Origin of the sequence: Cellulomonas sp. T2.31MG-18 (assembly GCF_964266755.1) — a bacterium.
Classification (GTDB): domain Bacteria; phylum Actinomycetota; class Actinomycetes; order Actinomycetales; family Cellulomonadaceae; genus Cellulomonas.
Window position 1 is genome coordinate 88335 of the sequence record NZ_CAXWGW010000002.1, and the last position, 23934, is coordinate 112268.

A 23934-nucleotide genomic window follows, 5' to 3' on the forward strand; every position below is an offset into this window, starting at 1 on the left:
GGTCGCACTAACGGAGCCCACGATGTCTGTCGCGGAGAGCACGAGGAGTCGGCCGACGGAGCACACTTGAGGGCCATGGCTGACCGCTTGGTTGAACCTCAGAAGAACCAGCACACCGTCTCGCGGGTCGTGCTGCGGCGCTTTGTCCACGGTGAGGTACTCAGCGTGTACGACCGACATAAGGACGCGATCTACCGCAAGGGCCCGGGTGGCGTGTTCCGATCGAACTTCGACCGGTTCGACTGGGCAACCGCCGAACAACGCTGGGGCGCGGTCGAGTCCAAGATGCACGCCGTCTACAAGCTGCTAGATGAGCGACGAGCGCTGGACAACCCTGACGCGGTCGAAACGCTGCGCGACCTGGTGGCGATGCACTGGGTGCGCTCCAGCGCGATGCGGGCAGCACACGAGCAGGTCGCGCAGAGGGTTCTCAATGACCGAATCCGCGGCCTGTCGTCCAGGCCGGAGATTCTCTCGGTACTTCTCCGGCAGCGGACGGGCCTCGTTGCCGCTGGGGCAGCGGAGCTCGACTGGATCAATGAACGGGTGCACCAGGAGCTCTTTGACCAGGTCAACGACGAGATGTTCAGCGAGACGGTTGCCCAGTACTACGAGAAGGTCCGCGCAGACCTTGCAGCCAGGGGGCGTGTCCAGATCGGCTACGTCGATCCTGGCGCCGATCTGCTGATCGGGGACGCGCCTGTCATCACACTGCGCCCCGGTCACGACGGAGTAGGTCCGCACCAAGGCGTCGCCTTCATGGAGGCCACTGACATTGTTATGCCAATCAGTCCAACGATCCTGATCGGCATGGGGCCCGAACCTGCGGAGGTGCCGATCACGTTGGATGTGGCGCGGACCTTCAATAGTTACCAGCGTCGCGGCTTCGTTCGCTGGATAGCGTGCCGTCCCGGAGGGGCCTCCGACCGCGAAATGCGCCAGGAATTGGCCAATGTCAGGCACCCACGATGACGGAAGAACAAGGCACCGATCGGCTTCGTGAGGTCATCTCGCGGGCGCGCTGCCATGAGGTCCGTCGGCGTCTGCCTTCGCCGGGGCCAGTCCGCGTACGGGTCTTTCACCACGTGTCCTCGGCACCGCGCTGACTGACTGGATCGTCGTCGTTCCTGCAGGCGACAGGCTCAGTGCAGCGCCATCCCACGGCACTGGACGAACCTAGGCTGGCCATTTCCACCGCGTCACCGCGGTGCGGAGGGAGTGCCGCACGTCGGCGGCCGCGGCCCTACCGTTCTGTACGTCGCGCCAAGCGCGGAACAGGTCGCGTGTATCGATCAGCGCCCCGGGCGCGTCTGTTAGGGCCTTCAGATCGGCGTCGTTTGGGATGGCCGACTCGCGCAGTGTGGGGTCCTTCTCTCGCCAGGCGTTGACGACATGCCAGACGGTCCGGGGTCCGCGCCCGCGGTCGATCGCGAAGTACATGGAAGGGTGCTGGGCGACTTGATGAACGTCAGTGACCTTGGCGCCCTTGGTGTACCCCTTCACCTCGGTGAGGCTCTCCCAGTCAGGCTGCTCGGGGTCGGCGACCCGTAGATCCTCGAGGCGTCGCCCGTGCCGCAGACGGTTCTCATCGTCGACATTCTTCGCATCGAAGCCAAGGTCCGTGAGCGCGGCCTGCACCGCGTCGACCAGGTCGTCCCCCTCGGCGGTCAACAGCCGCCACATCCCAGTCGCCGCGGTACTCCGCGCCACGGTGACGGCATCCTCGGCCGCGGCGACCGTTTCCGTCGCAGCCGCCACGGTGGCTTGCAGTTGTTCTTCCGCTAGCCGTCTGGCGTCGTGCGCGGCAGCCAGCTCGGGCGTGGCCCAGCGCGTGCCCGCCTGCCACTCTGGGTCACCCGGGAAACGGTCCGGGTCGACTTCGTGCAGAACCTCCAGCACGTGCAACAGCCACACGCGATGCTCTGTGGTGTGTTCGGGTAAGGCCCACATGCGAAGCCGTGAACCCTTCCGCGCCCGGAAGGCGTAGACCCTCTTCTCCTGGCCGACCTGGACTAGCGGGGTGGGCGTTTCGCTGGGTGTGCTGACGTTGGGGACCCACGTGGCCCGGGGTGGCGGAGGCAGCGTCGCCAGAATCGTCCGCTCGATGAGGCTCCTGATGGCGCGGGCATCCTCGTTGTCTGACACGAACACGTCGCGAGCCACGCTATGGGGGTTGAGGCGCTTGTAGGAGCTCGTGCCGAAGTTGAAGGCCCTCACCCCAAACGCTAGGACGTGCCAATCAAGGCCCATCTGAGGCGCCGCCTCGAACGTGACGAGGAGGTCGTGGTCTGAGGGGTGCACGTCGTCCGACTCGCTGACGAACGTCAGCGTGCCGGGGATCCCCTCGAACTCAGGCACGAGCTCGGGCGGTACCGATCTCAAGAGGATGCGCGGGCGTGCAGCCGAGTCCACGGCCGCAGCCTACGAGCCGCAACGGTTCGATCGGCCGCAGCGCTGCGCTCAAGCCGGTCGTCGACCTTGTTGTTCCCTGCCGCCGCTCACGCGCGGCCAAGCCTCCGCTGGCCGTAGCCGCCGCGGGACCGCCAAATTCTGGGCTGGGAGAAGATCGATGTCGCCGTACACCTGGTTTGGGAACGAGACGGCGCCGAGGACGTCGATACCGTGGCCGGGGACTGGGTGGATCAGACGGTCGCCGTGGACATCTCTGACGATCGGTGGCGCCACCTCTGCATCCGGCTCCACGCACCGATGACGTGACGGCTGCGTGATCGGTTGACCCGCGGTGACGCACCGCCAAAGCCTGCCGTCGGACTTCGGACCCTGAACCCGCATCTCCGCTCATATAGCGTCGATCGCATGCTTACGGCTGTCGTCACCCAGCCTGGTTGGTTCGACTGGCTAAACCTCTTGGTCACGGTCGTGGCCGCCGTTGTCCCGGCGGCCATCGCCATAGGGCTGTGGCGACTGGACCGGAAGACGTCGACTCAGGAGCGTCGCGCGGCGGCCATCCGAGAGTTCACCCGTCTGCTGGCCACAGGCGACCCCGTGTTGCTCCGGTTCCGCGACATGAACCACTTCGTAGCCGCTATGGGGCCGGGGGCGACCGCGCTCATGGACTTGATCGACCACTACGTCAGCATGGACTTTGACGAGCAGTGGGATGAGAAGGGCGATCCGTCGCGTGCCTCGGCGTCGGCACCTGAGCCAAGAATTGACCTAGCGGTCGATGTGAACAACGACATTGCCCGGTGGATGGTGGACCCGGCCTACCGCGCTGACCTGACGGAGGTGTTCCTCGCGAACGAGAGCGTGCTCCCAGTCGCCGAGGACAACCGGATCATCTCGCCGACGAGCCGGAGAGCTGTCGAGGACGAGATCCTTCGGAGCCCTCGGATCTATCGGGAGTGGCTTGCGGGGACCCGGTTGGCGCCGCGCGCGATCCGACGGCGGCGACTGTTGAGCCGCTTGCTAGCTCGACGACGCGTAGCTGCGCTGGAACCGCTCAACCCGTTGGCCACCAGGGTCTACCTCGAGGCGGAGGAGGTTTCGGGCGACCCGTGGTTACGGGCACGCACGACCGAGACTGTCGGCGACGACGACGAATAGCCAGCGGCGGACGCCGGACTGGCCGAGCGCCGAGCGAGCACTGCGGCGAGACCGAACCCAGGCAACTCACTGGAGACGGAGCCGAACAGGACGGTCGCGGGGTCGTCAGCACGCCCGCGCCTGGCGGCTCCTTGTCGGGGGGTGGCGTTGGCTCACAGGCGCACGTGAAGGGCCTCGATGACCCCTCGCGGGGACTCTCGGCTACGCCACGGCACCCGACACGCAGGCCTGGGTCGCCGTCGGGGCCAGGCTCGGCAGCTTCAGTGCTTGCCGCGTTGCGCGATGCCCTGACCCGTCCATATGGGTCGCTCCTCCCGCCGAGGTCGGAGACAGATCTGGAGTCCGTGGCGCTTGCTATGTGCGGCTCGAGTGACTCCACTCGGGTCTGATCCGGAGCGATGGCGGCCCGAGCGCAGGCACCTGCGGTCACGGCGTGATCGTCAGCGTCACCCCCGCGCTGGTCGAGGCGGTCAGCGTCGCCGTCTGCCCGTAGGCCGCCGTCAGCGTCGAGGTGCCGGCGGTCCAGGTCGACGTCGTCGTGCCCGGCACCGTCAGCGTCGCGGTCCCGTTGCTCACCGTCGCGGTGCCGAGGCTGGTGCCGTCCCGGCTGAACGTCACCGTCCCGGCGCCCACCGTCCCCGTGCCGCCGGTCACCATGGCGGTCAGCACGATCGGCTGGGCGGTGCCGGCCTTGAACGTGCTGATGTCGGAGGCGAGCGTCGTCGTGCTCGCGTACCGCACGGTCACGGCGACGCCGGTAGAGGTCGACGACGCGAAGGTCGCCGTGCCGTTGAACTGCGCGGTGAACGTGGTGCTGCCGCCGGCCCACCCGGTGGTGCTGGGCGTCAGGACGGCCGTCCGGGTGCCGCCGCTGCTCGACACGGTGACGTCACCGAGCGAGACGCCGTCCCGGAAGAACGTCACCGTCCCGCCGGTGAGCCCCGAGGCGCTGCCCGAGGCAGGGCTGACCGTCGCCGTCAGCGTCAGGGTGTCGCCCGGCGAGATGGTGGTGGGGGACACGGCGAGCGTGGTGGTGCTCGCCGACTTGGAGAGCGTGAACGCGGTGGTCACCTCGGACACGCTGGGGTCGGTGGTGCTCACGGCGGCCGACGTCGGGGACACCTGCCAGCCGGTCACGTTGGGCGTCACGGTGTAGTTCGAGGTCCGGTCGACGTAGATCACCTCGGCACCCGTGTCGATGCCGGCGGTGCCGGAGTACACGGTGGTCCCGGAGGCGGTGCCGTTGCTGCGCGTGATGACGAACGGCATGGACGGCGCGCCCGACGTGGCGGAGGTCGCCGTCACCCGGACCCGCAGCTCGTCGACCGTCACCGTGACGGCCGTGTCCGTGGCCGCCACCGCGGCCGTGTACGTGCCGACGTGGCCGGCGGGGCCCGACACCGTCGCGGTCCACGCGCCGGGCGGCACCTGGTTGAACGTCGTCGCGAACGTGGTGGTCCCGGTGCGTACCGCCGGTTGCGCCGCCAGCGCGAGGCCGCCGGACGGCGGGTTCGGCACCAGGGACACCAGCGCGCCGGTCAGGTCGAAGCCCTCCGGCGACGTCACGGTCACCGTCACCTGCCGGGACACCGTGTACAGCACGATGTCCGCCGAGTAGAGCTGCCCGCCGCTCAGCGTGACCGACCTGGTGGTGGACCCGTACCCGGTCGCCGCGAACGCCAGCGAGTACGAGCCGTCCGCGATGCCGGTCAGCGTGAACGCACCGGCCGACGTGGTGGTCTGCTTCAGCACCGTCCCGCCGGAGTCCTTCAGCTGGACCGTCGCGCCGTCCAGCGCCACTGGCGCCGCGGCACCGGCCTGGCCGGACACCGTGCCCGTGATCGTGTTGCTGCGCACCGCGATCGGCAGGCTGAGGATGGTCGGCTCACCGGCGGCCAGCGTGATGTTCACGGTGAGCGGTGCGAACCCGCCGCCGTTGATCGCCACGGTGTACGTGCCGGGGTCGTTGCCGGTGAACACGTACAGGCCGCCGGTCGGCGCCGGCACCGGGCACGTGGTCGACGTGGACGTGGTGCAGTCCTGCGTCTTGGTGCCGTCCACGCCGATCAGGGCCACGTCCAGGGCGTTCACCGCGGTGGACGTCGGGTCGGAGGGGTCGTAGATCGTCAGCCGCAGGTCCACCGGGTTGGCCTTGAGCAGCAGGTCCTGCGTCACGTCGGCACCAGCGCCGACCGTCACGGTCACCGAGGTGGACCCGTCGGCGAAGCTGTAGCCCGCCGCCAGGATGGTCACGTTCCACGTGCCGGCGGACAGGCCCTGCGTGGTGGTGGTGCCGGTGATCCGGTACGCGCCGGCCGCGTCGCTGGTGGCCGTGAACGTCTGCCCGCCGGCCTGCGCGGCGCGCACCAGCACGCCCGCGAGCGTCGCGGTGACGCCGCTGGACCGCTGCACGGACACCGTGCCGCCGATCGAGCCGAGCTTGGTCACGGTCACCGGGATCGGGTCCACCTGCCCGGCGGCGACCGTCACCGAGAACGTGTCGAACTGGAAGCCCGCGGCCTGCACCAGCACCTGGTACGTCCCGCTCGGCAGCTGCCCGAACGACACCGAGCTGGTGCCGGGGATCGCGGTGAGAGTCACGTTCGCCGATCCCGGCCGGATCAGCGTGACCACCGGGTCCTGGACGGGGGTGCCGGGCGCGGCGCCGGTCACCACGGCCACCGTGAGGTTCCCGTAGCGCGGCAGGTCGAAGGCGACGGTCGGGTAGGCGGTGGGGAGCACCGGGACGGTGAACGTCAGGGTGCGCGAGTCGAAGCCGGGCAGCGAGGCGGTCACCCGGTAGGTGCCGGGCCGCACCAGCGTGCCGCCGGCGGGGTCGGTGGGCTGCGACGGGTCGGACCAGACGAGCGTGCCGGACCCCGGGGTGCCGGAGGCGACCGCCTGCAGCCCCGCGTTGCTGGCCCCGGGCGGACCCTGCACCACCGTGAACGTGGTGCTGGCCAGCTCGGCGTCGGTCGGCGCGGGGGCGCCGGTGAACGTGATGGTTCCGTCGAAGTGCCGGCCCGTCGGCTCGAGCACCAGCGGGGACGTCAGGTCGGCGATGGTGATGTTCGACCTGATCAGCGTGCGGTACGGAGCCGGCGAGCCGGTGTAGGACACCGTCACGTCGAGCTGGTCGGTCACCACCGGGAAGTACACCTGGGACGACGACGTCACGTCGGCCGGGCTGGCCACCACCTGGAACGTGCCGTCCGCGGCGGTGGTCACCTGCACCGAGGTGGTGACGGGCACCAGGCCCGAGTACCCCGTCACGCCGGTCAGCTGCACCGTGGCACCGCCCACCGGGCTGAACGCCGACGAGGTCAGCTGCGTGACCACCGTGCCGCCGAAGGCGTTGCGCGGCCGGGTGAGCACCACCTGCGTGGCGATCTCCTGGTTGTTGCCCACGGTCAGCACCGGCGACGAGGCCTTGAGCTGCACGGCCGACGTCGCACCCGGCGGGACGGTGGTCCACGTGACGTCGAACCGGTAGGAGCCCGCGGGCAGGTGCGTGACCGTCACCTGACCGTCCGTGCCCGTGGTCCACGGCGTGGTCGGCGGCGTGTAGGTGCCCGACGAGACGCGGACGGCGGTGACGACGGCACCCGGCGCCGGCACCAGCGACGACGTGCCGCTGTCGGACAGGACGCTGACCGCCACCCGGGCGAGCCGGTCCAGCGTCGCGTCGTACCGGCGCACGTCGCCGGGGCTCAGCACGATCGACACCGGGGCGACCGGCAGGTACTCGCTGTCGCCCGGCTGCACCGACACGTCGAACTGGCCGCTGCCCAGGCGCTCGAGCGCGTACGAGCCGTCGGGCTTGGTGCCCGCGCACTTGGCGCCGCCGGTGATGCTGCAGGTGATGGAGCCGTCGGGGGCCGTCGAGACGGCACACGGACCGAGCGGCGTGGTGGAGCCGGTGGGCCGGGCGATCACGCAGGTGCCGGCCGGCACGGCGCCGACCCGCGTGAGGATGGTGCCGACGACGGACGGCGACGGGTACAGCGCCACCTGGGCCGCCTCGACGGTCTGCCCCATCGGCACCTTGACCTTCACCGTGCCGGGTTCGTAGCCGGGGACGGACACGGTCAGCGTGTACAGGCCGGGCAGCAGGCCCGTGTCGCCCGGTGCCGGGATCACGTACTCGAGGTCCGGTGCCGAGGTGACCGTGATGGTGCGGGTGGACCCGTCGGCCGCCGGCGCCGTCATCGTGACGGTGATCTGGCAGACCTCGGGCTTGCCGCTCGGGTCGAGGCCCAGGTTGGTGCAGGTGATCTGGCCGTTGGTGCGGGCGTCGGACACCCGTCCCTTGATCACGGAGGTGGACAGCAGGCCGGAGCCCGGGATCGGCGTCATCTCCAGGTCCGCGGTGGCCGCCGAGCCGGCGACGACGGTGACGGGGGCGAACGCCGCGAGGTGGCCGAACAGGTCGGCGGACAGCACGTAGGTGCCGGGTGCGATGCCGTTGAACCGGAAGGTGCCGTCGGCGTCCGACGTGCTCATCGTCTTGTAGGTGTTCACGCCGTCCGTCAGCTTCAGCCCGGCGCCGCCGAGCCCCGTCCCGCTCGGCTCGCGCACCGTGCCCTGCACCACGCCGGTGGACAGGTCGAGCCGCATGTCGAGCCGTGCCGCCGACGAGCCCGTGCCGAGCGTCAGCTGGGTGGTCTGCGAGGCGTAGCCCGGACCGCTGACCGTCACGGTGTAGGTGGACGGCACCGGCAGATCGGCCAGCACGAAGGTGCCGACCTGGCCGGAGGTGACCGTCGACGCCGTGCGGGTGGTGGTGCCGTCCGTCGCCGTGACGGTCAGGCCGCCGACACCGCCGATCGCGCCCAGCGCGTCCGGACCGGTCACCGTCCCGGCCAGCGAGGCGACGCCGTGCGACAGCGTCAGGTCGACCACCGAGCTGCCGCCCGGGCCCAGCGAGACCAGGCTCGACTGGGCGCCGTACCGGCTTGCCGCGGCCGTGACGAGGTAGGTGCTGGGGGTCGACAGGCCGGTGACCGACCAGGAGCCGACGTTCCCCTGCGTCGCGCTGCTGGTGGTGACCACGTTGGTGCCGTCGGTGATGGTGACCGCGACGCCGCCCAGCGGGCCGTCAGGCCCGGTGATGTGCCCGGACAGCTGGCCGGCACCGGCGACCATCGTCACCTTGAGCGGGTTGGCCGCCGCCTGCGCGCCGGTCAGCTCGAAGCGCTGCGTCTGGAAGCCCGGCTTGGAGATGGTGACCAGGTAGTTCGACTGCGCCGCCATGCCGGCGAACGCCCACGTGCCGTCGTTGAGGGACGACGTGGTGCGGGCGCCGTCGGCGGGACCGACAGCCTGCAGCGCCAGCGCGCCGGCGGCGACCTTGCCGAGGTCGGAGCGGTCGACGGGGGCGGACGCAGGGACGGGCGCGGCGACGACGTTGGAGACGGTGCGGAAGACGGCGTCGCCGGCGGTCTGCGCGCCGCCCGAGGCTGTGCTGGAGGAGGAGCCGCCCGACGAGCCGCCGGACGCGGTGCCCGACGATGCCCCGCCGGCCGGTGCCGGGACGCCCGCCGGCGCGGCACCGGTGTCGCCGATCAGCAGGCTGGCCGGCACCACCTCGACGCGGAACCCCGACGGGTCCGCCGCCGTGACGATCCCGCCGATGCGGACCCCCGTCGCCGCAGCGCCGCCGCCCGACCCGCCCGCCGCTCCGCCCGACCCGCCGGCCGCACCGCCACCGGCCTTCCCGGGCGCGGTCGTGCCGCCCGTCCCGCCGGTGCCCGCAGGTGCCGGAGCCACCGCGGCCTGCCCCGCCGTCGTCGCCGACTGGCTGGCCCGGTGCGACAGCCAAGGCAGCCCGACGGCAATACCGGCCACCCACAGCGCCAGCACGGCGACCATCCCCACGCCGCGCAGCACCCCGGAGGACAGCAACGGCCGTGCGGTCAGCACCGCCTGGGTGTGCGCGGGTGCCTGGTCGCCGTGCGCGGTGACCGAGTACGCGGTGCGGGTGCGGGGCCCGACCAACCGGGGCCGGTGCACCGCCACGCGAGCCGGCAGGCGGACCGTCGCGTGCGCCGGGACGCTGACGACCTGGCTCTGCAGCTGCACGCGCAGCGCGTCGGACGCGGCGGCGTCCACCAGCACGTCCGCCGGCCGGTCGCCGGTGTTGCTCAGCACCACCGCGACCCGGCGCGCCCGGACGGCGGTCGCCTCGGCCGGCTCGACGGCGAGCACCACGGCGCTCGGTGCGTCCACCACCAGGGTGCTGTCCACCATCGTCACGCCGTCACCGGCGCCGCCCGGCACCTGGGACTGCACGGCGAGCCCGTACGGGTAGGTGCCGGGCAGCGCGCCGCGCGCGATGGCGACCACCACGTCGGTGGACGCGGTGGCGTCGGCCGGGACACCGACCAGGCGTGCGGCCCGGGGACGCCAGGCGCCGTCCAGGCCGATGGCGGACACGGTGATGTCGCGGGGCCCGTCGGCCAGGTTGCGCACGTGCACGCGGACGGTGGCCTCACGGCCCGCGGGCGCGTGCGCGCCCGGCTCGACCGCCACGCTGACGGTCGGCCTGCTCGGGTGCTGTGCGCTCTGTGCACTCATGGGGCGGGTGGTCCCTCAGGGGATCGGGATGTCGAGCACCAGCTGCTGGCTGGGGTTCAACGTGGTCGGTGGGGACGTGGCGGCAGCGGCCGCATTGGCGGACAGCTGCACCTCGAGCAGGTAGAACTGCGGCGCGTCGACGTCGGTGAACGAGTAGTGGCCGTTGCCGTCGGTGGTGGCCGTCGCCACGGGCGGCGCCGCGGTGCCGTACTGCGAGGCCAGGTACAGCGACACGATCGCGCCGACGGTGGGCGTGCCGCGCTGGCTGACCACGCCGCTGATCGCGGCGGGGGAGACCAGCACGGGGGAGAGCCGCTGCACCTGACCGGCGGCGAGGGTCACGATGGTCGAGGTGGGCTGCGTGCCCTTGCGGCTGAACGTCACGGTGTACGTGCCCGGCGGCAGGCCCTGCATGGCGAACGTGCCGACGCTGCCGGCGGGGGTGGACGCCGACGTGACGGTGAACTGGGCCTGCCCGGAGCTGGCGCTGATCTGCACGTTGCCCGCGGGTGTCGCCGTGCCGCCGCCGGCCGGGCTCTGCGTGACGGTGCCGACGATCTGCGCCGTGGCCGGCCGCATCTTCACGTCCACCGCGGTCGCGCTCGCGGCCCCGGCCGTCACCGTGCCGAACCCGTCCACGCTGACCGACAGCACCTGCGACTCCAGGTCGGAGCGGGAGAACGTCACCGTGTAGGTGCTGGGGATGTGCAGCCCGGAGATCGCCCACGAGCCGACCGGTGCACCGCTCTGCGTCACCGTCTGGCGGGTGTCGCCGCCGTCGGTGACCGTCACGGTGACCCCGCCGGTGCCGTCGGGCGTGGTGGCGGTGCCGGACAGGGTGCCGGCGGCGGCGCCGAGCGTCACGGCGACGCCGGTCAGCGTCTGGGCCGCGCCGAGGTTGAGGTTGAGGGTGGCCGGGGCGAAGCCCGGTGCGCTGACCACCACGGTGAACGTGCCCGGCGTCGGCAGGCCGCGCAGCGTGAACCCCCCGGGGGTGTCCTGGGTCAGCGTGACGGTGCGGACCGTCACCTGCCCGAACGTGGCCACCACCGTCGCCCCGGGCACCGGTCCGCCGGCGCCGGACACCACGCCGGAGATGGCGCCGTCACCGTCCAGCAGCTGCACCTGGATGCCGGTCCGGTTCTCCCCGGCGGCGACGTCGAGGCGCTGCACCTGGGTGCTGTAGCCCGTCTTCGTCGTCACCAGGTCGTACACCGCCGGGGACGGCACCTGGTCCAGCGTGAACGTGCCGTCCGCGCCCACCGGGACGCTGCGCACCACGGCGCCGGAGGTCGCGCCGGGCGCCTCACCGGGCGGCGGTGTCACCTTGCCGGCCAGCGGTGCGGCGTCCAGCGGCAGCTCCAGCCGCACCACGGCGCCGGCCAGGTCGTTGCCGGTCACCGTCCCGGACACCGTCGCGGGGACCCCACCCACCACCGCGACCAGGTCGGTCACGTCCTGCCCGGCCGCCAGCGGCACCAGCTGCGCCTTCGCCTGCGCCGACGCCGCCGGGTACCAGACCTCGCCGAACCCGGCGGCGCGGAACCGCAGCAGGTACGAGCCGGCGGGCAGCGAGCCGATGTGGAAGGCCCCGGCCGAGTCGGTCGCCGTGCTGGCCACCGGCGTGGTCGCGTCGGCCTGGTCGAACGCGTCCACGGACACCGCCGCGACCCCGTCGCCGGTCGACAGCAGCCGCACCTGACCGCCGAGGGCCGAGGTGCCGGTGGTCGTCTTCTGGTCTCGGGCCTGCGCCACCTGCAGCGCGACGTCCCGGTCGGCCGCCGACCGCTGCACCACGCCGCCCAATGCGGTGGTGATCACGGCCGCGAACAGGGAGATCGCCACCACCAGGCCGACCATCGCCAGCAGCCCGCGGCCCAGCAGCGGCTTCTGCACGAAGACGCCGACCGCCGCCGGCGGGGAGGCGGGCCGCCGGCCGAGCGGGTCGGCACCGTCCCGGGCGGCCCGCTCGACCGCTGCCGCCACGTCCCAGGTGCCGAGCTGCGCCGGCAGCGGCGGGCGCTCGGCCAGCCGCAGCTCGAACGACCGCGGCTCCGGCGAGCCGACCAGCGGCCGCTTCGCCGTCGTCCGCAGCTGCGTCACCAGCCGCTCGCCGGGGCTCAGGTGGAACTCGGGTGGGTCGAAGGTGAACCGGACGGCCTTCTCCGGGTCGCTGCCGGCGACGGCGCCGTCCACCGCGGTGTTGCCGTTGTTCTCCACGGCGACCGCGAACGCCGCCGACCGTCCGCCGGTCGCCACCGTCGGCTCCAGGCTGACGTCCACCCGCGGCGCGCCGGCGACGTCGATCACCAGCTCCTCGACGCCGGTGCGGCCCGGGCCGGTCAGCTCGCGCACCTGCACGGCCATCCGCCGCTCACCGGCCGGCAGCTCCGCGGGGAGGTCGAGCGTCAGCGTCAGCGTGGTGCTCTCGCCGGGGAACAGGGTCGGCTCGGCGGTGTCCGTACGGACCCAGGCCGGGTCGACGCCGAGGCAGCGCAGGGCGTACCCGCTGATCACGTCGTCCGTGTTGGTGATGGTCACCAGCACGGTGCTCGGGGCGCCGGCGACGGCGCTGAGGCGGCGCGGGGCCAGGTCGACGCGCATGTCAGCCCGCCCCGGGCAGGCTCAGGTCCTGCGAGACGGTGCCGCCGGCGGTCACGGTGACCACGGCGGTGCTGACCACGACACCGCCCTGGGACACGCTGACCGAGTAGGACCCGGGCGGCAGCTGGACGAAGGAGTAGTACCCGGCCGGTGTGCCGGCCGCGGCCGTCGACGTCGTGGTCCAGCTGTGCTGCCCGTCCGTCGCCACCACGCTGACGCCGGCCGTGCCGACGGTCCCGGTGCGGACCACGCCCTGCACCGTCCCCCAGGACGGGCGCAGCGTGACGCTGACCGGCGCCGCCACCCCGGTGGACAGGTCCACCGCGACGCTCTGCGACGTGTACCCGGCGAGCGTGACGGTCAGCGTGTACAGGCCCGGCTTGAGCCCGGCCAGCGTGAACGAGCCGACGGTGCCGGTGGTCAGCGAGGTGGCGCTGACCGCGGTGGGGCCGCCGGTGGCCGTGACGGTCGCCCGGCCCAGACCGCTGCCGTCCGGCGCCAGCACCCGGCCGGTGACGGTGCCCGCGCCTCCCGCCAGCGCGACCGCGAGCCCCGTCTTCGACTGGCCGGCGGTCAGGTCGACCACGACGGTCGACGGCGTGTAGCCCGGTGCGGTGAACGCGACCACGTAGGTGCCGGGGGTCGGCAGGTTGGGGATGACGAACGTGCCGACGGCCCCGACGGTCGGGGTGCCGACGACGATCGGGTTGCTGCCGTCCGCCGTGGTGACCGTGACACCGCCGAGCGGTGCCTTGCCGTCCGTCACCGTCCCGGAGATCTGGCCGGTGCCGGCCCGCAGCGTGACGTTCGGCGCGAACCGTTGCTGCCCGCCGGTGACCGTCTCAGTGATGGTGGTCGGCTGGTAGCCGGGGGCCGTGAAGCTCAGCTCGTAGGTGCCGGGCGCCACCACGTCCGGCAGCGCGTACGTGCCGTCGGGGGCCGCGGTCACGGTGCGGGTGAGGGTCGCGTCGTCGCGCGCCCAGGTCGCCCGGGCGACGACGGTGGTGACGACGGGTGCGGTGACCACGCCGACGTCCACCTTGCCGCTGATCTGCGCGGCGGCGCCGGTGACCGTGAGGTTGACGCCGCTGGTCACCGTCTGAGCGACGGCGTTCACGGACGTGGCGCCGGACGCGTCGCCCGCCGCCGGGTACCAGACGGTGGTGTACCCGTCCGCCCGCACGCTGACCAGGTACGCCCCGGGGAACAGCCCCGCGATGGCGTAGCTGCCGTCCTGCTGGGTGGCCGCCGAGCCGACCAGCACCGGGCCGTTGGCGGTGGACCGCCACGCCTCGACGGTCAGCCGTCCCACGCCCTGCTGGTCGCTGGCCGCGGTCACCGTGCCGGCCACCGTGCCGCCGACGCCCGCCGGCAGCACCCCGTCCCGCGGCACCGCACCGGCCGGTGCGCCGCCGTCGCCCGCACCCGCGGCCGCCGCACCGGTACCGCCGGCCGCCGTCACGCCCGTGGCGGCGAAGAACGACGCCGGCGCCACCTTGGTGAACGGGTCCGCGCCCAGCACCGCACCCACGCCGAGCAGGAACATCGTCGCCCAGGCCGCCAGGATCGCCGCCAGCACCAGCAGGGTCAGCACCCCGGCGCTGAACCGCGACCGCTGCCGCAGCACCAGCGGCAGCACCTGGTGCTGGTCCAGCGCGGTGCCCTCCACCTGCAGCGCGCGCTCGCGGTCGGGGCCGAGCAGCTGCCGCGGCCCCTGCACCCGCACCGCGCAGGTGGCGGTCGCCCCCGGCGCCAGGCTCAGGGTGGAGGGGGTCAGCGTCGCCGCGAGGCTCCGGTCGCTGTCCATCGCACGCAGCGCGACGTCGAGCGGCACGTTGCCGCGGTTGGCCACCTGCACCTCGAACGTCGCCCGGCGGCGCGCCCGGATGGTCGTCGGCGCCGCGGTCAGGGCCAGCTCGGGCCGGGTGGCCACCACCACGTCGACGTCGTGGTGCGCGGCGCCCGCCGTGCCCGCCTCACCCGTCACCTGCACCGTGATCGGGTGCGTGCCTGCCGGGAAGCTGCTCGGCAGGTCCAGCCGCACCACCAGCTGCCCGGTCGCGTCAGGGAACAGGGCCAGCACCGACGGCCGGGACGACGTGTGCTCGGCGGGCAGCCCCAGCACCTGCGCGCTGACGCCGTCGATCACCGTGCCGGTGTTCACCACGTCGATCGGGATCTCGCCGGACCCGCCCGGGGGGACCTCCAGGACGTCGACACCGCTGAGGACGCGCACGGTCAGGTCACGCCCTGCGGTCGAGGACGGCCGGGCGCAGCGGGGTCGCGGTCGCCTCGACCGACGTGACGGCCGGCGCGGTGAGCTGCCACGGGTAGGCGTCCGCGGCGACGGTCGCCAGCAGCGTGAACGACGCCTTGAGGGTGCCGCCCAGGCCGGACCACAGCTCCCGAGGCCGGTTCAGCTCGTCCACCGCGAGGCTCAGCTGCACGCTGGACTCCAGGGGCACGGCGAGGTGCTCGACGGGCAGCACCTGCTGCGCCACCAGCCGCGTCAGCACGTCCCCGAGCAGCTGGTGCTCGTCCCGCGTGCTCCCCGCCCAGGCGCTGACCAGGTAGGACAGCTGCACCATCGGCAGCGGTGCCCGGTGCTCGGCGCGCCCGTCGGGCCCGGGCCGCGAGGCGGCGGGCCGCGGCGGCACCGGGCTGCGGGCGACGTTGTAGAGGAACAGGCTCACCGTGATCCGGTTGACCTGCGCGGCCCAGGTGGACGACGGCGCCTCGAAGGAGATGTCGCCCGTCTCCGGGGTGAGCGGGAGGGCGGAGCGCAGGTAGCTCTCGAGCCCGTCCTCGACAGTGGGGATGAGGATGGCGGGCTCCCTTCTGCTCGACGTGCCGCCCGGGGGCCCGGTCACCGGCCCAGCAGCCGTCGCATGCCAGCGGCCGTCGCATGCCAGCAGCCATCGCACGCCGGAGAGGCGTTGCCGATGCTAGGAACCGGGCGGAACGGCCAACATCGGTAATCGCTACCGAAGTTGCCGCCCAGCCCTCGACCGTGCGCACGCGCCGCGGTCAGACTCGGAGCGGTCCGGCCGGTCGACCCGCACCGGCGGTGCCGGCAGCCCACCGGCAGCCCCGGCGCCGTGGGTCGCCGTGCCGGCTCGAGGGCGGCCCGGTGCCGCGCGCCGTCCGTCGTCGTGAAGGAGGCCCGTCGTGCGCGAACGCCTGGCGCGCCTGCTCAAGCCGGTCGAGCTCGCGGCGGACCGGCGGCACGTCGCGGACCCGGTGCTGGCGGCGCGGCTCGAGGCGGCGCTCGAGGTGCTGCGCGACGAGTACGCCGGTCCGCTGCCGCAGCAGGAGGACCGGCTGGCGGGCGTCGCGGACGTGTTCGGGCTGGACCCGGAGGACGTCGACGTGCTGACCGTCGCGGCCGCACCGGACCTCGACGCGAACCTCGCGCTGGTGTACGGGCTGCTGCGGGGGCAGCGATCACCTGCCCGCGCGTCGACCGGCCTGGTGCTGGAGCTGACCGGGCAGCCGTCCCTGTCGAGCGAGGCGCACGGCCGGCTCGGTGCCGGCGCTCCGCTGCGCCGGTACGGGTTGCTCGAGCAGCAGCAGGACCAGCCGTGGCTGCTGCGCGACGTGTGGCTGCCGGACCGGGTGCTGGCCCACCTGACGGGCGTCGACCAGCTCGACGGCCCGCTGGCCGCGCTGCTGGTCGACCCGGTGCCGCTGCCGGACCTGGACGCCGACGGCGTGCTGACCGCGGCCGTCGAGGCCGGTGCGCCACTGGTCTGGGTGCGCTCACCGCTCGGCTCGGGCGGCCTGTCGCTGGCCGCCGGGGCGCTGGCGGCCGCCGGCGTCGGCTGCCTGGCGGTGGACCTCGCCCGCGTGCCCCCGTCCGCCGACCTGTCCGCCCTGGTCAGGTCGCTGGTGCGGGAGGCGGCGCTGCGCGGTGCGGGCCTGGTGCTGGCCAACGCCGACCAGCTGGCCGCCACCGAGCGGGCGGCCGACCCGGCGTCGGCGTTCCTCGCGCTGGCGCAGTCCGTGGTGCCGGTGCTCGCCGTCAGCGACCGGCCGTGGCAGCCGCTGTGGCTGGCCCGGCACCCGCTGGTGGTCGAGGCGCCGCCGGTGACCACGCAGCACCGCACCCTGGTGTGGGACCAGCACCTGGGCGCCGGCGTCGCGGACCCGGCGCTGACGGCGCTGCGGCTGGCGCCCGAGTCGATCGCGGACGCCGCCCGCTACGCCACGGACCTCGCGGCGCTGACCGGTGCGCAGCTGTCCGCCGGCTCGGCGCGGGCCGCCGCCCGCCGGGTGGCCGGCTCGATGACCACGGGCCCCGCGGCGGCGCCGCGCCGTGCGCCGTCGTTCGACGACCTGGTGCTGCCCGGCCACGCCGCCGCGACGCTGCGCCGGCTGGTCTCCTGGGCGCAGCACCGTGACGAGGTGCTCGCCGACGGCCGGCTGGTCGACGTCGGCGGCAAGGGGACCGGCATCGCGGCCCTGTTCAGCGGCAGCCCCGGCACCGGCAAGACGCTGGCGGCCCACGTGATCGCCGCCGAGCTGGGCCTGGACCTGTTCCGGGTGGACATCACGTCGATCGTCGACAAGTACATCGGGGAGACGGAGAAGAACCTCGAGCGCGTGTTCCACGAGGCGGAGAGCCTGGACGTGCTGCTGTTCTTCGACGAGGCCGACGCGCTGTTCGGCAAGCGGTCGGACGTCAAGGACGCCCACGACCGGTACGCCAACCAGGAGGTCGCCTACCTGCTGCAGCGGATGGAGAGCTTCGACGGCATCACCGTCCTGGCGACCAACCTGCACGGCAACCTCGACCCGGCGTTCAGCCGCCGGATGAGCTTCATCGTGCACTTCCCGGACCCCGACGAGCCGACGCGGCGGCTGCTGTGGCGCTCGCACCTGGACCGGGTCACCACGGACCCCGCCGACCCGGTGGACGTGCCGCACCTCGCGAAGCAGATCGAGCTGGCCGGGGGCGACATCCGCAACATCGTGCTGGCGGCGGCCTACGACGCGATCGCCGCCGGTCAGCCGGTGGGCATGCGGCACGTGCTCGCGGCCACGGTCGCCGAGTACCACAAGCTCGGCAGGCGCGTGCCGGCCGACGGGTTCGCGCCGGGCTGACCACCGGTGGCTGCGAGGCGCAGGGCCCTGGCGAGCGGTCGGCCAGGTGGGCGGGTCCGAACGACACTTCCGATCGAGAGCGAGGGCGACCATGCCGGCTGAGAACGAGCGCACGACGCTCGAGAAGCGACGCCTGACCGCGGCGCCGCCCGCCGTCCCCGTCACTGCGACGGAGCCGGCGCAGGACGACGCCGTGGACGCGGTCGCCGTCCCCGGGCTCGCGGTGGACGTCCGCCGCCGCGCCGCCACCCAGGACCCGCTCGGCGGGACCGCCGCCGCACCCGAGGTCGCGGACGTGCTGCGCCGGCGGCAGGGCCAGGGACGGCCGCTCGAGCCGGCCGTCGCGCAGCGCATGGGTGCCGCGATGGACGCGGACCTCGGCGGCGTGCGGATCCACGACGACGCGGAGGCGGACACGATCGCCCGGTCCGTGCAGTCCGTGGCCTTCACGGCGGGCAGCGACGTGTACTTCAGCAGCGGCACCTACGCGCCGGGCACCCCGGGTGGCGACCGGCTGCTGGGCCACGAGCTGGCCCACGTCGTGCAGCAGCAGAGCGGCCGGGTCGCACCGGCGGGGGACGGTCCCGTGATCGGGCGGGCCGACGACCCGGCGGAGGCGGCCGCCGACGCGGTGGCCGAGCGGACGGTGCAGCGGCTGCAGCGGCAGGCGGCGCGTGTCGCGACGCCGGGCACGGCGGATGCCGAGCCGGCAGGTCGCGCGACGGCCGACGGCGCGGGCGCTGGTGGCGCCGAGGCGCTGCGCCGGCAGCAGGCCCGCGTCGAGGGCACCACCGTTCGCCGCTGGAACCCGTTCAAGAAGCTGTTCGGCGGCAAGAAGAAGAAGGCGCCGACCCTGCCGCAGGCACCCCTGCCGGAGGCGCTGACGCCGCAGGCACCCACGCCCGAGCAGCCGGTCCCGCTGCCCGTGCCGCAGGGGGGCGAGCCGCCCGTGCCCACGCCGGAGTCCGTCACGCCGCAGGCACCGCCCCAGCCGGAGGCGCCGACGCCGGTCCCCGAGCAGACCGCACCCCAGACGCCGTCCCAGGACCAGGCGCCGAGCCAGACGCCCACCACCCAGACCCCGACCACGCAGACGCCCACCACCGAGGCCGTCGCCCCGCCGACGCCCAAGTCGGCGAAGGAGCGCTTCGAGGAGGCCTGCGACCCGCAGACCGCCCCGGCCGGCAAGGCCGAGGCGAAGGTCCGGATGGACGCGCTCCGCGTGCTGATCAACACCTTCAGCACGGCGGAGAAGAAGTCGATCGCCGACGACCCCGCGGTGATGGCCAAGGGCCGCGCCCACCTCGGTGACCTGTACTACATGTCGTTGCTCGCCGCCGTGAACATGGCGAAGCAGAAGACCAAGAAGGACGGCACCAAGGTCAAGCACCACCTGACCGGTGCCGAGGCGGACGAGTTCATCACGACCAACATCGAGGACTACCCGCACATCAAGCCGTTCATCGAGACGGCCGTCGCCGCCGGCAAGAAGGGCGAGGGCTACGTGGCCAGCGTCTCGCCGGAGGACTGGGCCATCGTCTACGGCGTCGAGTTCCCCACCGACTCGGCCGAGGAGGAGCAGAGCACCAACGCGTACGCCTCCACGAAGAACGCCGACGAGCCGGCCATCCTGCACGCAGACCGCGGCACGCCGAGCACGGCGATCCACGAGTCCATGCACCGCTACGCCCCGAACGACGTGCTGGACACCTACGGCTTCGACCTGAACGAGGGCATCACGGAGTTCTTCACCCGGATGCTCGCGGCCAAGGACGCGACACCCGCCAAGGACGGCGGTCCGGAGCGGGACAACTACCAGAAGCAGGTCACCTTCGTCCGCGGCATGCTGCGGATCCTCGGGTCGAGCAAGGTGGACCAGGAGACCGTGCTGGCCGAGATCTACTTCGGGGGCAGCATCGCCAAGCTGGAGGAGAAGTTCCGCGCCGCCTGGAAGGCCAAGAAGGCCAAGATCAGCGCGACGACGCTCGACTCCAAGTGGGCGAAGTTCAAGGAAGCGATCAGCGACGGCAAGTGGTCCGACGCCAACAAGGCGATGCCGCCGGCCTGATCGGCTCGCGAGCATCCCAGCCCGTCGACAAGGAGAACCGATGAGCAGCCTCACCGACCAGCGCAGCCGCGTGCTGGCCCTGCTGGGCCTGACCCAGGACCCCGACGTGCAGCAGACCGACCCCGTGCCGACCGCCGAGGACGTCGACGCGCTCGACGCGATCGCCTTCGACTGGCCCGGGGAGCAGGCCCACGTCACGGTGCTCGAGTTCGACGACTACGACGAGGCCGAGGCGGCCCAGCAGCAGCTGCGCGGCCTCGCCGGGCAGACCGACCTGGTGGTCGAGACGACGGTGAACGGCGACCTGCTGCTGTGGGCGACGGCACCGGCGGACGACACCCAGGCACGCGCCCGGATCGACGGCCTCGCGCAGTCCTTCGCCGGCCGCGAGTGACCCCTGCGCTCAGGACTCGAGCGTCCGCACCGCGCCGGGGTTGACGATCTGGATCACGCCGCCGAACCCGCACGTGCAGGTGGCGCCCAGGGTGAGCGCGGGCTTCCCGCCGATCGTCGTCTGCACCGCACCGCCCACCCACGCGCCCGTGACCGGGACGCACGGCATCGGCGTCAGCACGCCGAGCGCGGCCGTCGTCGCGGCCAGCACCTGCGGGTTCGCCAGCGAGGTGCACATGCCGAACGGCGGGATGTTCACCATCGGGATCGCGTCGGTGATCGCCGCGGCCGGCTTGCCCTCGATCATCACGCGCGCGATCGGCAGCACGTTGAGCGTGCTGGGGGCCAGGCCGAAGCTGCACTGCAGCATCGCGGTCGCGGTGGCGGCGGGCTTGCCCATGGTCGTCCTCCCGTCGGCGCAGTGCCGCGCCGCTGCTGCTAGAGCTTCGATCCCTTGACCGACGAGGTGCGCTTGGCCCCCGTGGTGGTGATGACGCACGTGACGTCCCGGTCGTCGCCCGCCTGCCAGCCGCGGGCGGACGGCAGCAGGTAGGTGAAGTACAGCGACGAGTCGCGGTAGTCGGAGCCGACGTAGCCGGAGAACGCGGACAGGCAGGCGCCGTCGGCGAACGCCTTGAGCACCGCGGCGCCGGGGTAGGCGGCGGACTTCTCGGTGCCGGCGGGCAACGGGTACGCGGCCAGCGCGTACACCTCCTGCTGGTGCGGCTGCGAGCAGGGCACCACGGTGACGTCCTTGATCTCCGCGGAGATGGCGGTCGGCGCGATCACGCAGTCGCCGGGCTTGGCGGCCAGCGCGGAGACCGCGTGGCCCTTCTTGTCCCGACCGAACAGGGAGCAGCCGCTCAGCGTGCCGAGCACCACAGCTCCGGCGGTCAGCACGACGAGCGCCCGCCGCACCGTGCCCGCGCGGTGGATGCCTGGTGCTGCCCTCATGTGCCCTCCGGACGGTGTGCCGCGCACGGTCGTGCGCCGCCTCGACGCTAGCCGCGGGCCGCCGGCGTGACCTCCGTAGTCATTGCGGAACTTGCCTCGGGGGCACGGGTCGCCCGACGGGCGTGCACCGCCTTGTCCAGCGCATCGGCCACCAGCACGGCCACCGGCGCGCCGAGCGCCACCGCCCACCCCACGGGGCTCGGCGGCGCCTGTCCCAGCTGCCGCGCCAGCGGCGGCACGTAGATGGTGACCAGGCAGAACGCGATGCCGATCGCCACGGCCGGCACCAGCAGCAGGTTCTTCGCCCGGCCGGGCGCCGCCCGGCCCTCGCTGCGGCAGGCGTAGGCGTTGGCGGCCTGTCCCAGCACCACCGCGAGGAACGCCGCACCGGACGCGGTCGCCAGCACCGCGCCCCCCGGTGCCGGATCGCCGAACCGCCATCCGGCCGCGAGCAGCGACACCGTGAACGCGGTCAGCGACACCACCGCCTCGACCGGCCCCAGCAGCCCGAACGCCCGCCGCAGCACGGTGCGGTCCAGCAGCCGTCCGGCCGCCGGCGGCTCGGCCAGCACGCCGCGGGCGGGCGGCTCGGCACCGAGGGCCGTCGCCGACAGCGTGCCCGTGCCGATGTCCAGGGCCAGCACCTGCAGCACGCCCAGCGCCAGGGGGAACGCCCCGCCGGTGACGCCCCACAGGACGAACGGCGCCAGCTCGGCCACGTTGTCGGTCAGGTGGTAGGTGAGGAACCGGCGGACGTTGGCGTACGTCGCGCGGCCCAGCTCGATGCCCGCGACGACGGAGGAGAACCGGTCGTCGAGCAGCACCAGGTCGGCCGCCTCGCGGGCGACGTCGGTGCCGGAGGCGCCCATCGCCACGCCGATGTCCGCCTCGCGCAGCGCCGGCCCGTCGTTCACGCCGTCGCCGGTCATCGCCACCACGTGCCCGCGGGCGCGCAGCGCCCGCGCGATCCGCAGCTTGTCCTCCGGTGCGACGCGGGCCACCACCACCCCGTCGTGGTCCAGCAGCGCGCCGAGCGCCTCGTCGTCCGCCGGCAGGTCGGCGCCGAGGTGCACGGGACCGTCCGGGGTCCGCAGCCCCACCTCGAGCGCGATCGCCGCCGCGGTGACCGGGTGGTCGCCGGTGATCATCGCGACCTGCACACCGGCGCTGCGGCACGCGGCGATCGCGGCGGCCGACTCCGGCCGTGGCGGGTCCTCGAGCCCGACGAGGCCCAGCAGGTGCAGCCCCGTCTCGGCCGCGGCGGTGGTCGTCGGCGCCGTAGTCCCGGTCGGCCGGCTCGCCACGGCCAGCACGCGGAGCCCCTGCCCGGACAGTCGCGCGAGGGCGGCAGCCGCCCCCGCCGCCTCGTCGGCCGGGCACAGCGGCAGCAGCGCGTCCGGCGCACCCTTGGTCAGCACCTGGTCGCCGGCCACCACGCTCATCCGCCGGCGGTGCGGGTCGAAGGCGAACGCGACGTCGGCCCACGACTCGACGCGCACCCTCGGGGTGTCCACACCCAGCCGTCGGGCGAAGGTGTCCAGCGCCGCCTCCATCGGGTCGCCGTGCGCCACCCACCGCTCGTCGGCCTGCTCCACGTACCCGCGCGAGCACCGGGCGGCCGCCCGGCCCAGCTCCACCATCGCCTCGTGCGCACCGGGGTCGACGTCGACCGGAGCCGTCGGCGCGTACCCGGCGGTGCCCACCCGCGCCGACCCGGCAGGCGTCCACGCCGCCACCACCGTCATCTGGTTCAAGGTCAGCGTGCCGGTCTTGTCGGTGCACACGAACGTCGTGGACCCCAGCGTCTCGACCGCCTCGAGCGAGCGGACCAGCACCTGCCGCTTCGCCATCCGCTCGGCGCCCCACGCCAGCGCGAGGGTGACGGTCGGCAGCAGCGCCTCCGGCACCAGCGCGACGGTCACGCCGATCGCCAGCACGAAGGCGTCCGGCAGCGGCCGGCCGATCAGCAGGGTGAGCAGCAGGAACGCACCGCCGGCGACGACGGCGATCGCCCCGATGCCGCGCACCACCCGGGTCAGCTCGCGGGTCAGCGGGGTCGGGTGCAGGCCGGCCGCCGACGTGGCGCTGGCGATGCCCGCCAGCCGGGTCCGCGGTCCGGTCGCCACGACGACCGCCTCCGTCAGCCCCTCCACCAGGAACGTCCCGGCGTACACCCGCTCGGTGACGTCCAGCGTGGTCGGCTCGCTCTCACCGGTCAGCGTCGAGGTGTCCAGCAGCGCCGCATCGGCCAGCAGCACGTCGCCGTCGGCCGGCACGCGGTCGCCCGCCTCGAGCAGCAGCACGTCGCCCGCGACGACGTCCGCCGCCTCCACCTGCCGCGGCTGCCCGTCCCTTCGCACGCTCACCGAGCCGGGCAGCAGCGACCGCAGCCGCTCGGCGGCCCGGTCGGCACGGGCCTCCTGCAGGAACGAGAACGCGGCGTTGACCAGCACCACCACGGCGATCGCCACGGTCAGCTGGGGCAGGCCGGCCAGTGCCGCCAGCCCCGCGGCCACCCACAGCAGCAGCGCGAACGCGTGCACCAGCTGCGCGGCGAACGTCGCCAGCGGCGACCGCCGGTGCGGTGCGGGCAGCGCGTTCGGGCCGTCCGACCGCAAGCGGGCGGCCGCCTGCGCGGAGGTCAGCCCGCGGCGCGCCCCGTCCACGTC

The 23934-nt window shown here is 73.5% G+C and carries 13 protein-coding genes; 5 read left to right on the forward strand and 8 right to left on the reverse strand.

The features are described from left to right. Positions 1 to 75: 75 nt before the first annotated feature. Positions 76 to 972 (forward strand): DUF4238 domain-containing protein, encoded by an 897-nt coding sequence (locus tag ACFQTY_RS08235; protein WP_378099290.1) that lies wholly within the window; start codon positions 76 to 78, stop codon positions 970 to 972. A gap of 204 nt (positions 973 to 1176) precedes the next feature. Here ACFQTY_RS08235 and ACFQTY_RS08240 read toward each other — a convergent pair whose 3' ends face one another. Continuing rightward, positions 1177 to 2412 (reverse strand): hypothetical protein, encoded by a 1236-nt coding sequence (locus ACFQTY_RS08240; RefSeq protein WP_378099292.1) that lies wholly within the window; start codon positions 2410 to 2412, stop codon positions 1177 to 1179. Positions 2413 to 2817: 405 nt separating this feature from the next. Between ACFQTY_RS08240 and ACFQTY_RS08245 the strand changes: the two genes are divergently transcribed. Continuing rightward, positions 2818 to 3567 carry a hypothetical protein gene (locus ACFQTY_RS08245; RefSeq protein ID WP_378099294.1) on the forward strand — a complete coding sequence of 250 codons (750 nt, stop codon included), beginning with the start codon at positions 2818 to 2820 and terminating at the stop codon, positions 3565 to 3567. Between the two features lie 426 nt (positions 3568 to 3993). Here the strand turns inward: ACFQTY_RS08245 and ACFQTY_RS08250 are convergent, their stop codons facing one another. Genes ACFQTY_RS08250 through ACFQTY_RS08265 form a run of 4 tightly spaced genes read right to left on the reverse strand, consistent with a single transcriptional unit; the run spans position 3994 to position 15617 of the window. Beyond that, positions 3994 to 10143, reverse strand: a complete 6150-nt coding sequence (locus ACFQTY_RS08250; protein WP_378099296.1) for a beta strand repeat-containing protein — start codon at positions 10141 to 10143, stop codon at positions 3994 to 3996. A gap of 15 nt (positions 10144 to 10158) precedes the next feature. Further along, positions 10159 to 12747, reverse strand: coding sequence for a carboxypeptidase regulatory-like domain-containing protein (locus ACFQTY_RS08255; RefSeq protein ID WP_378099298.1), 2589 nt, complete (start codon positions 12745 to 12747; stop codon positions 10159 to 10161). A 1-nt stretch (position 12748) separates the two neighbouring features. After that, positions 12749 to 14983 carry a carboxypeptidase regulatory-like domain-containing protein gene (locus ACFQTY_RS08260; RefSeq protein ID WP_378099300.1) on the reverse strand — a complete coding sequence of 745 codons (2235 nt, stop codon included), beginning with the start codon at positions 14981 to 14983 and terminating at the stop codon, positions 12749 to 12751. Positions 14984 to 14990: 7 nt separating this feature from the next. Further along, positions 14991 to 15617: a DUF4255 domain-containing protein gene (locus ACFQTY_RS08265; RefSeq protein ID WP_378099302.1), complete on the reverse strand. Its 627-nt coding sequence runs from the start codon at positions 15615 to 15617 to the stop codon at positions 14991 to 14993. A 298-nt stretch (positions 15618 to 15915) separates the two neighbouring features. Between ACFQTY_RS08265 and ACFQTY_RS08270 the strand changes: the two genes are divergently transcribed. The 3 genes from ACFQTY_RS08270 to ACFQTY_RS08280 all read left to right on the forward strand — a co-directional run bounded on the left by ACFQTY_RS08270 (position 15916) and on the right by ACFQTY_RS08280 (position 20312). After that, positions 15916 to 17850, forward strand: coding sequence for an ATP-binding protein (locus ACFQTY_RS08270; protein WP_378099304.1), 1935 nt, complete (start codon positions 15916 to 15918; stop codon positions 17848 to 17850). Positions 17851 to 17941: 91 nt separating this feature from the next. Further along, the gene (locus ACFQTY_RS08275; RefSeq protein ID WP_378099306.1) at positions 17942 to 19918 is read left to right on the forward strand and encodes a DUF4157 domain-containing protein; all 1977 of its coding nucleotides are present in this window, start codon (positions 17942 to 17944) and stop codon (positions 19916 to 19918) included. Between the two features lie 40 nt (positions 19919 to 19958). Beyond that, on the forward strand, positions 19959 to 20312 hold the full coding sequence (locus tag ACFQTY_RS08280) for a hypothetical protein (protein WP_337974306.1): 354 nt from the start codon (positions 19959 to 19961) through the stop codon (positions 20310 to 20312). Positions 20313 to 20321: 9 nt separating this feature from the next. On the opposite strand, the gene ACFQTY_RS08285 is transcribed toward ACFQTY_RS08280, so the two are convergent. Genes ACFQTY_RS08285 through ACFQTY_RS08295 form a run of 3 tightly spaced genes read right to left on the reverse strand, consistent with a single transcriptional unit; the run spans position 20322 to position 23931 of the window. Further along, positions 20322 to 20711 carry a DUF4280 domain-containing protein gene (locus ACFQTY_RS08285; RefSeq protein ID WP_378099308.1) on the reverse strand — a complete coding sequence of 130 codons (390 nt, stop codon included), beginning with the start codon at positions 20709 to 20711 and terminating at the stop codon, positions 20322 to 20324. A gap of 38 nt (positions 20712 to 20749) precedes the next feature. Next, on the reverse strand, positions 20750 to 21265 hold the full coding sequence (locus ACFQTY_RS08290) for a septum formation family protein (protein WP_291761037.1): 516 nt from the start codon (positions 21263 to 21265) through the stop codon (positions 20750 to 20752). A gap of 47 nt (positions 21266 to 21312) precedes the next feature. Further along, positions 21313 to 23931, reverse strand: coding sequence for a cation-translocating P-type ATPase (locus tag ACFQTY_RS08295; RefSeq protein ID WP_378099311.1), 2619 nt, complete (start codon positions 23929 to 23931; stop codon positions 21313 to 21315). Positions 23932 to 23934 lie beyond the last annotated feature (3 nt).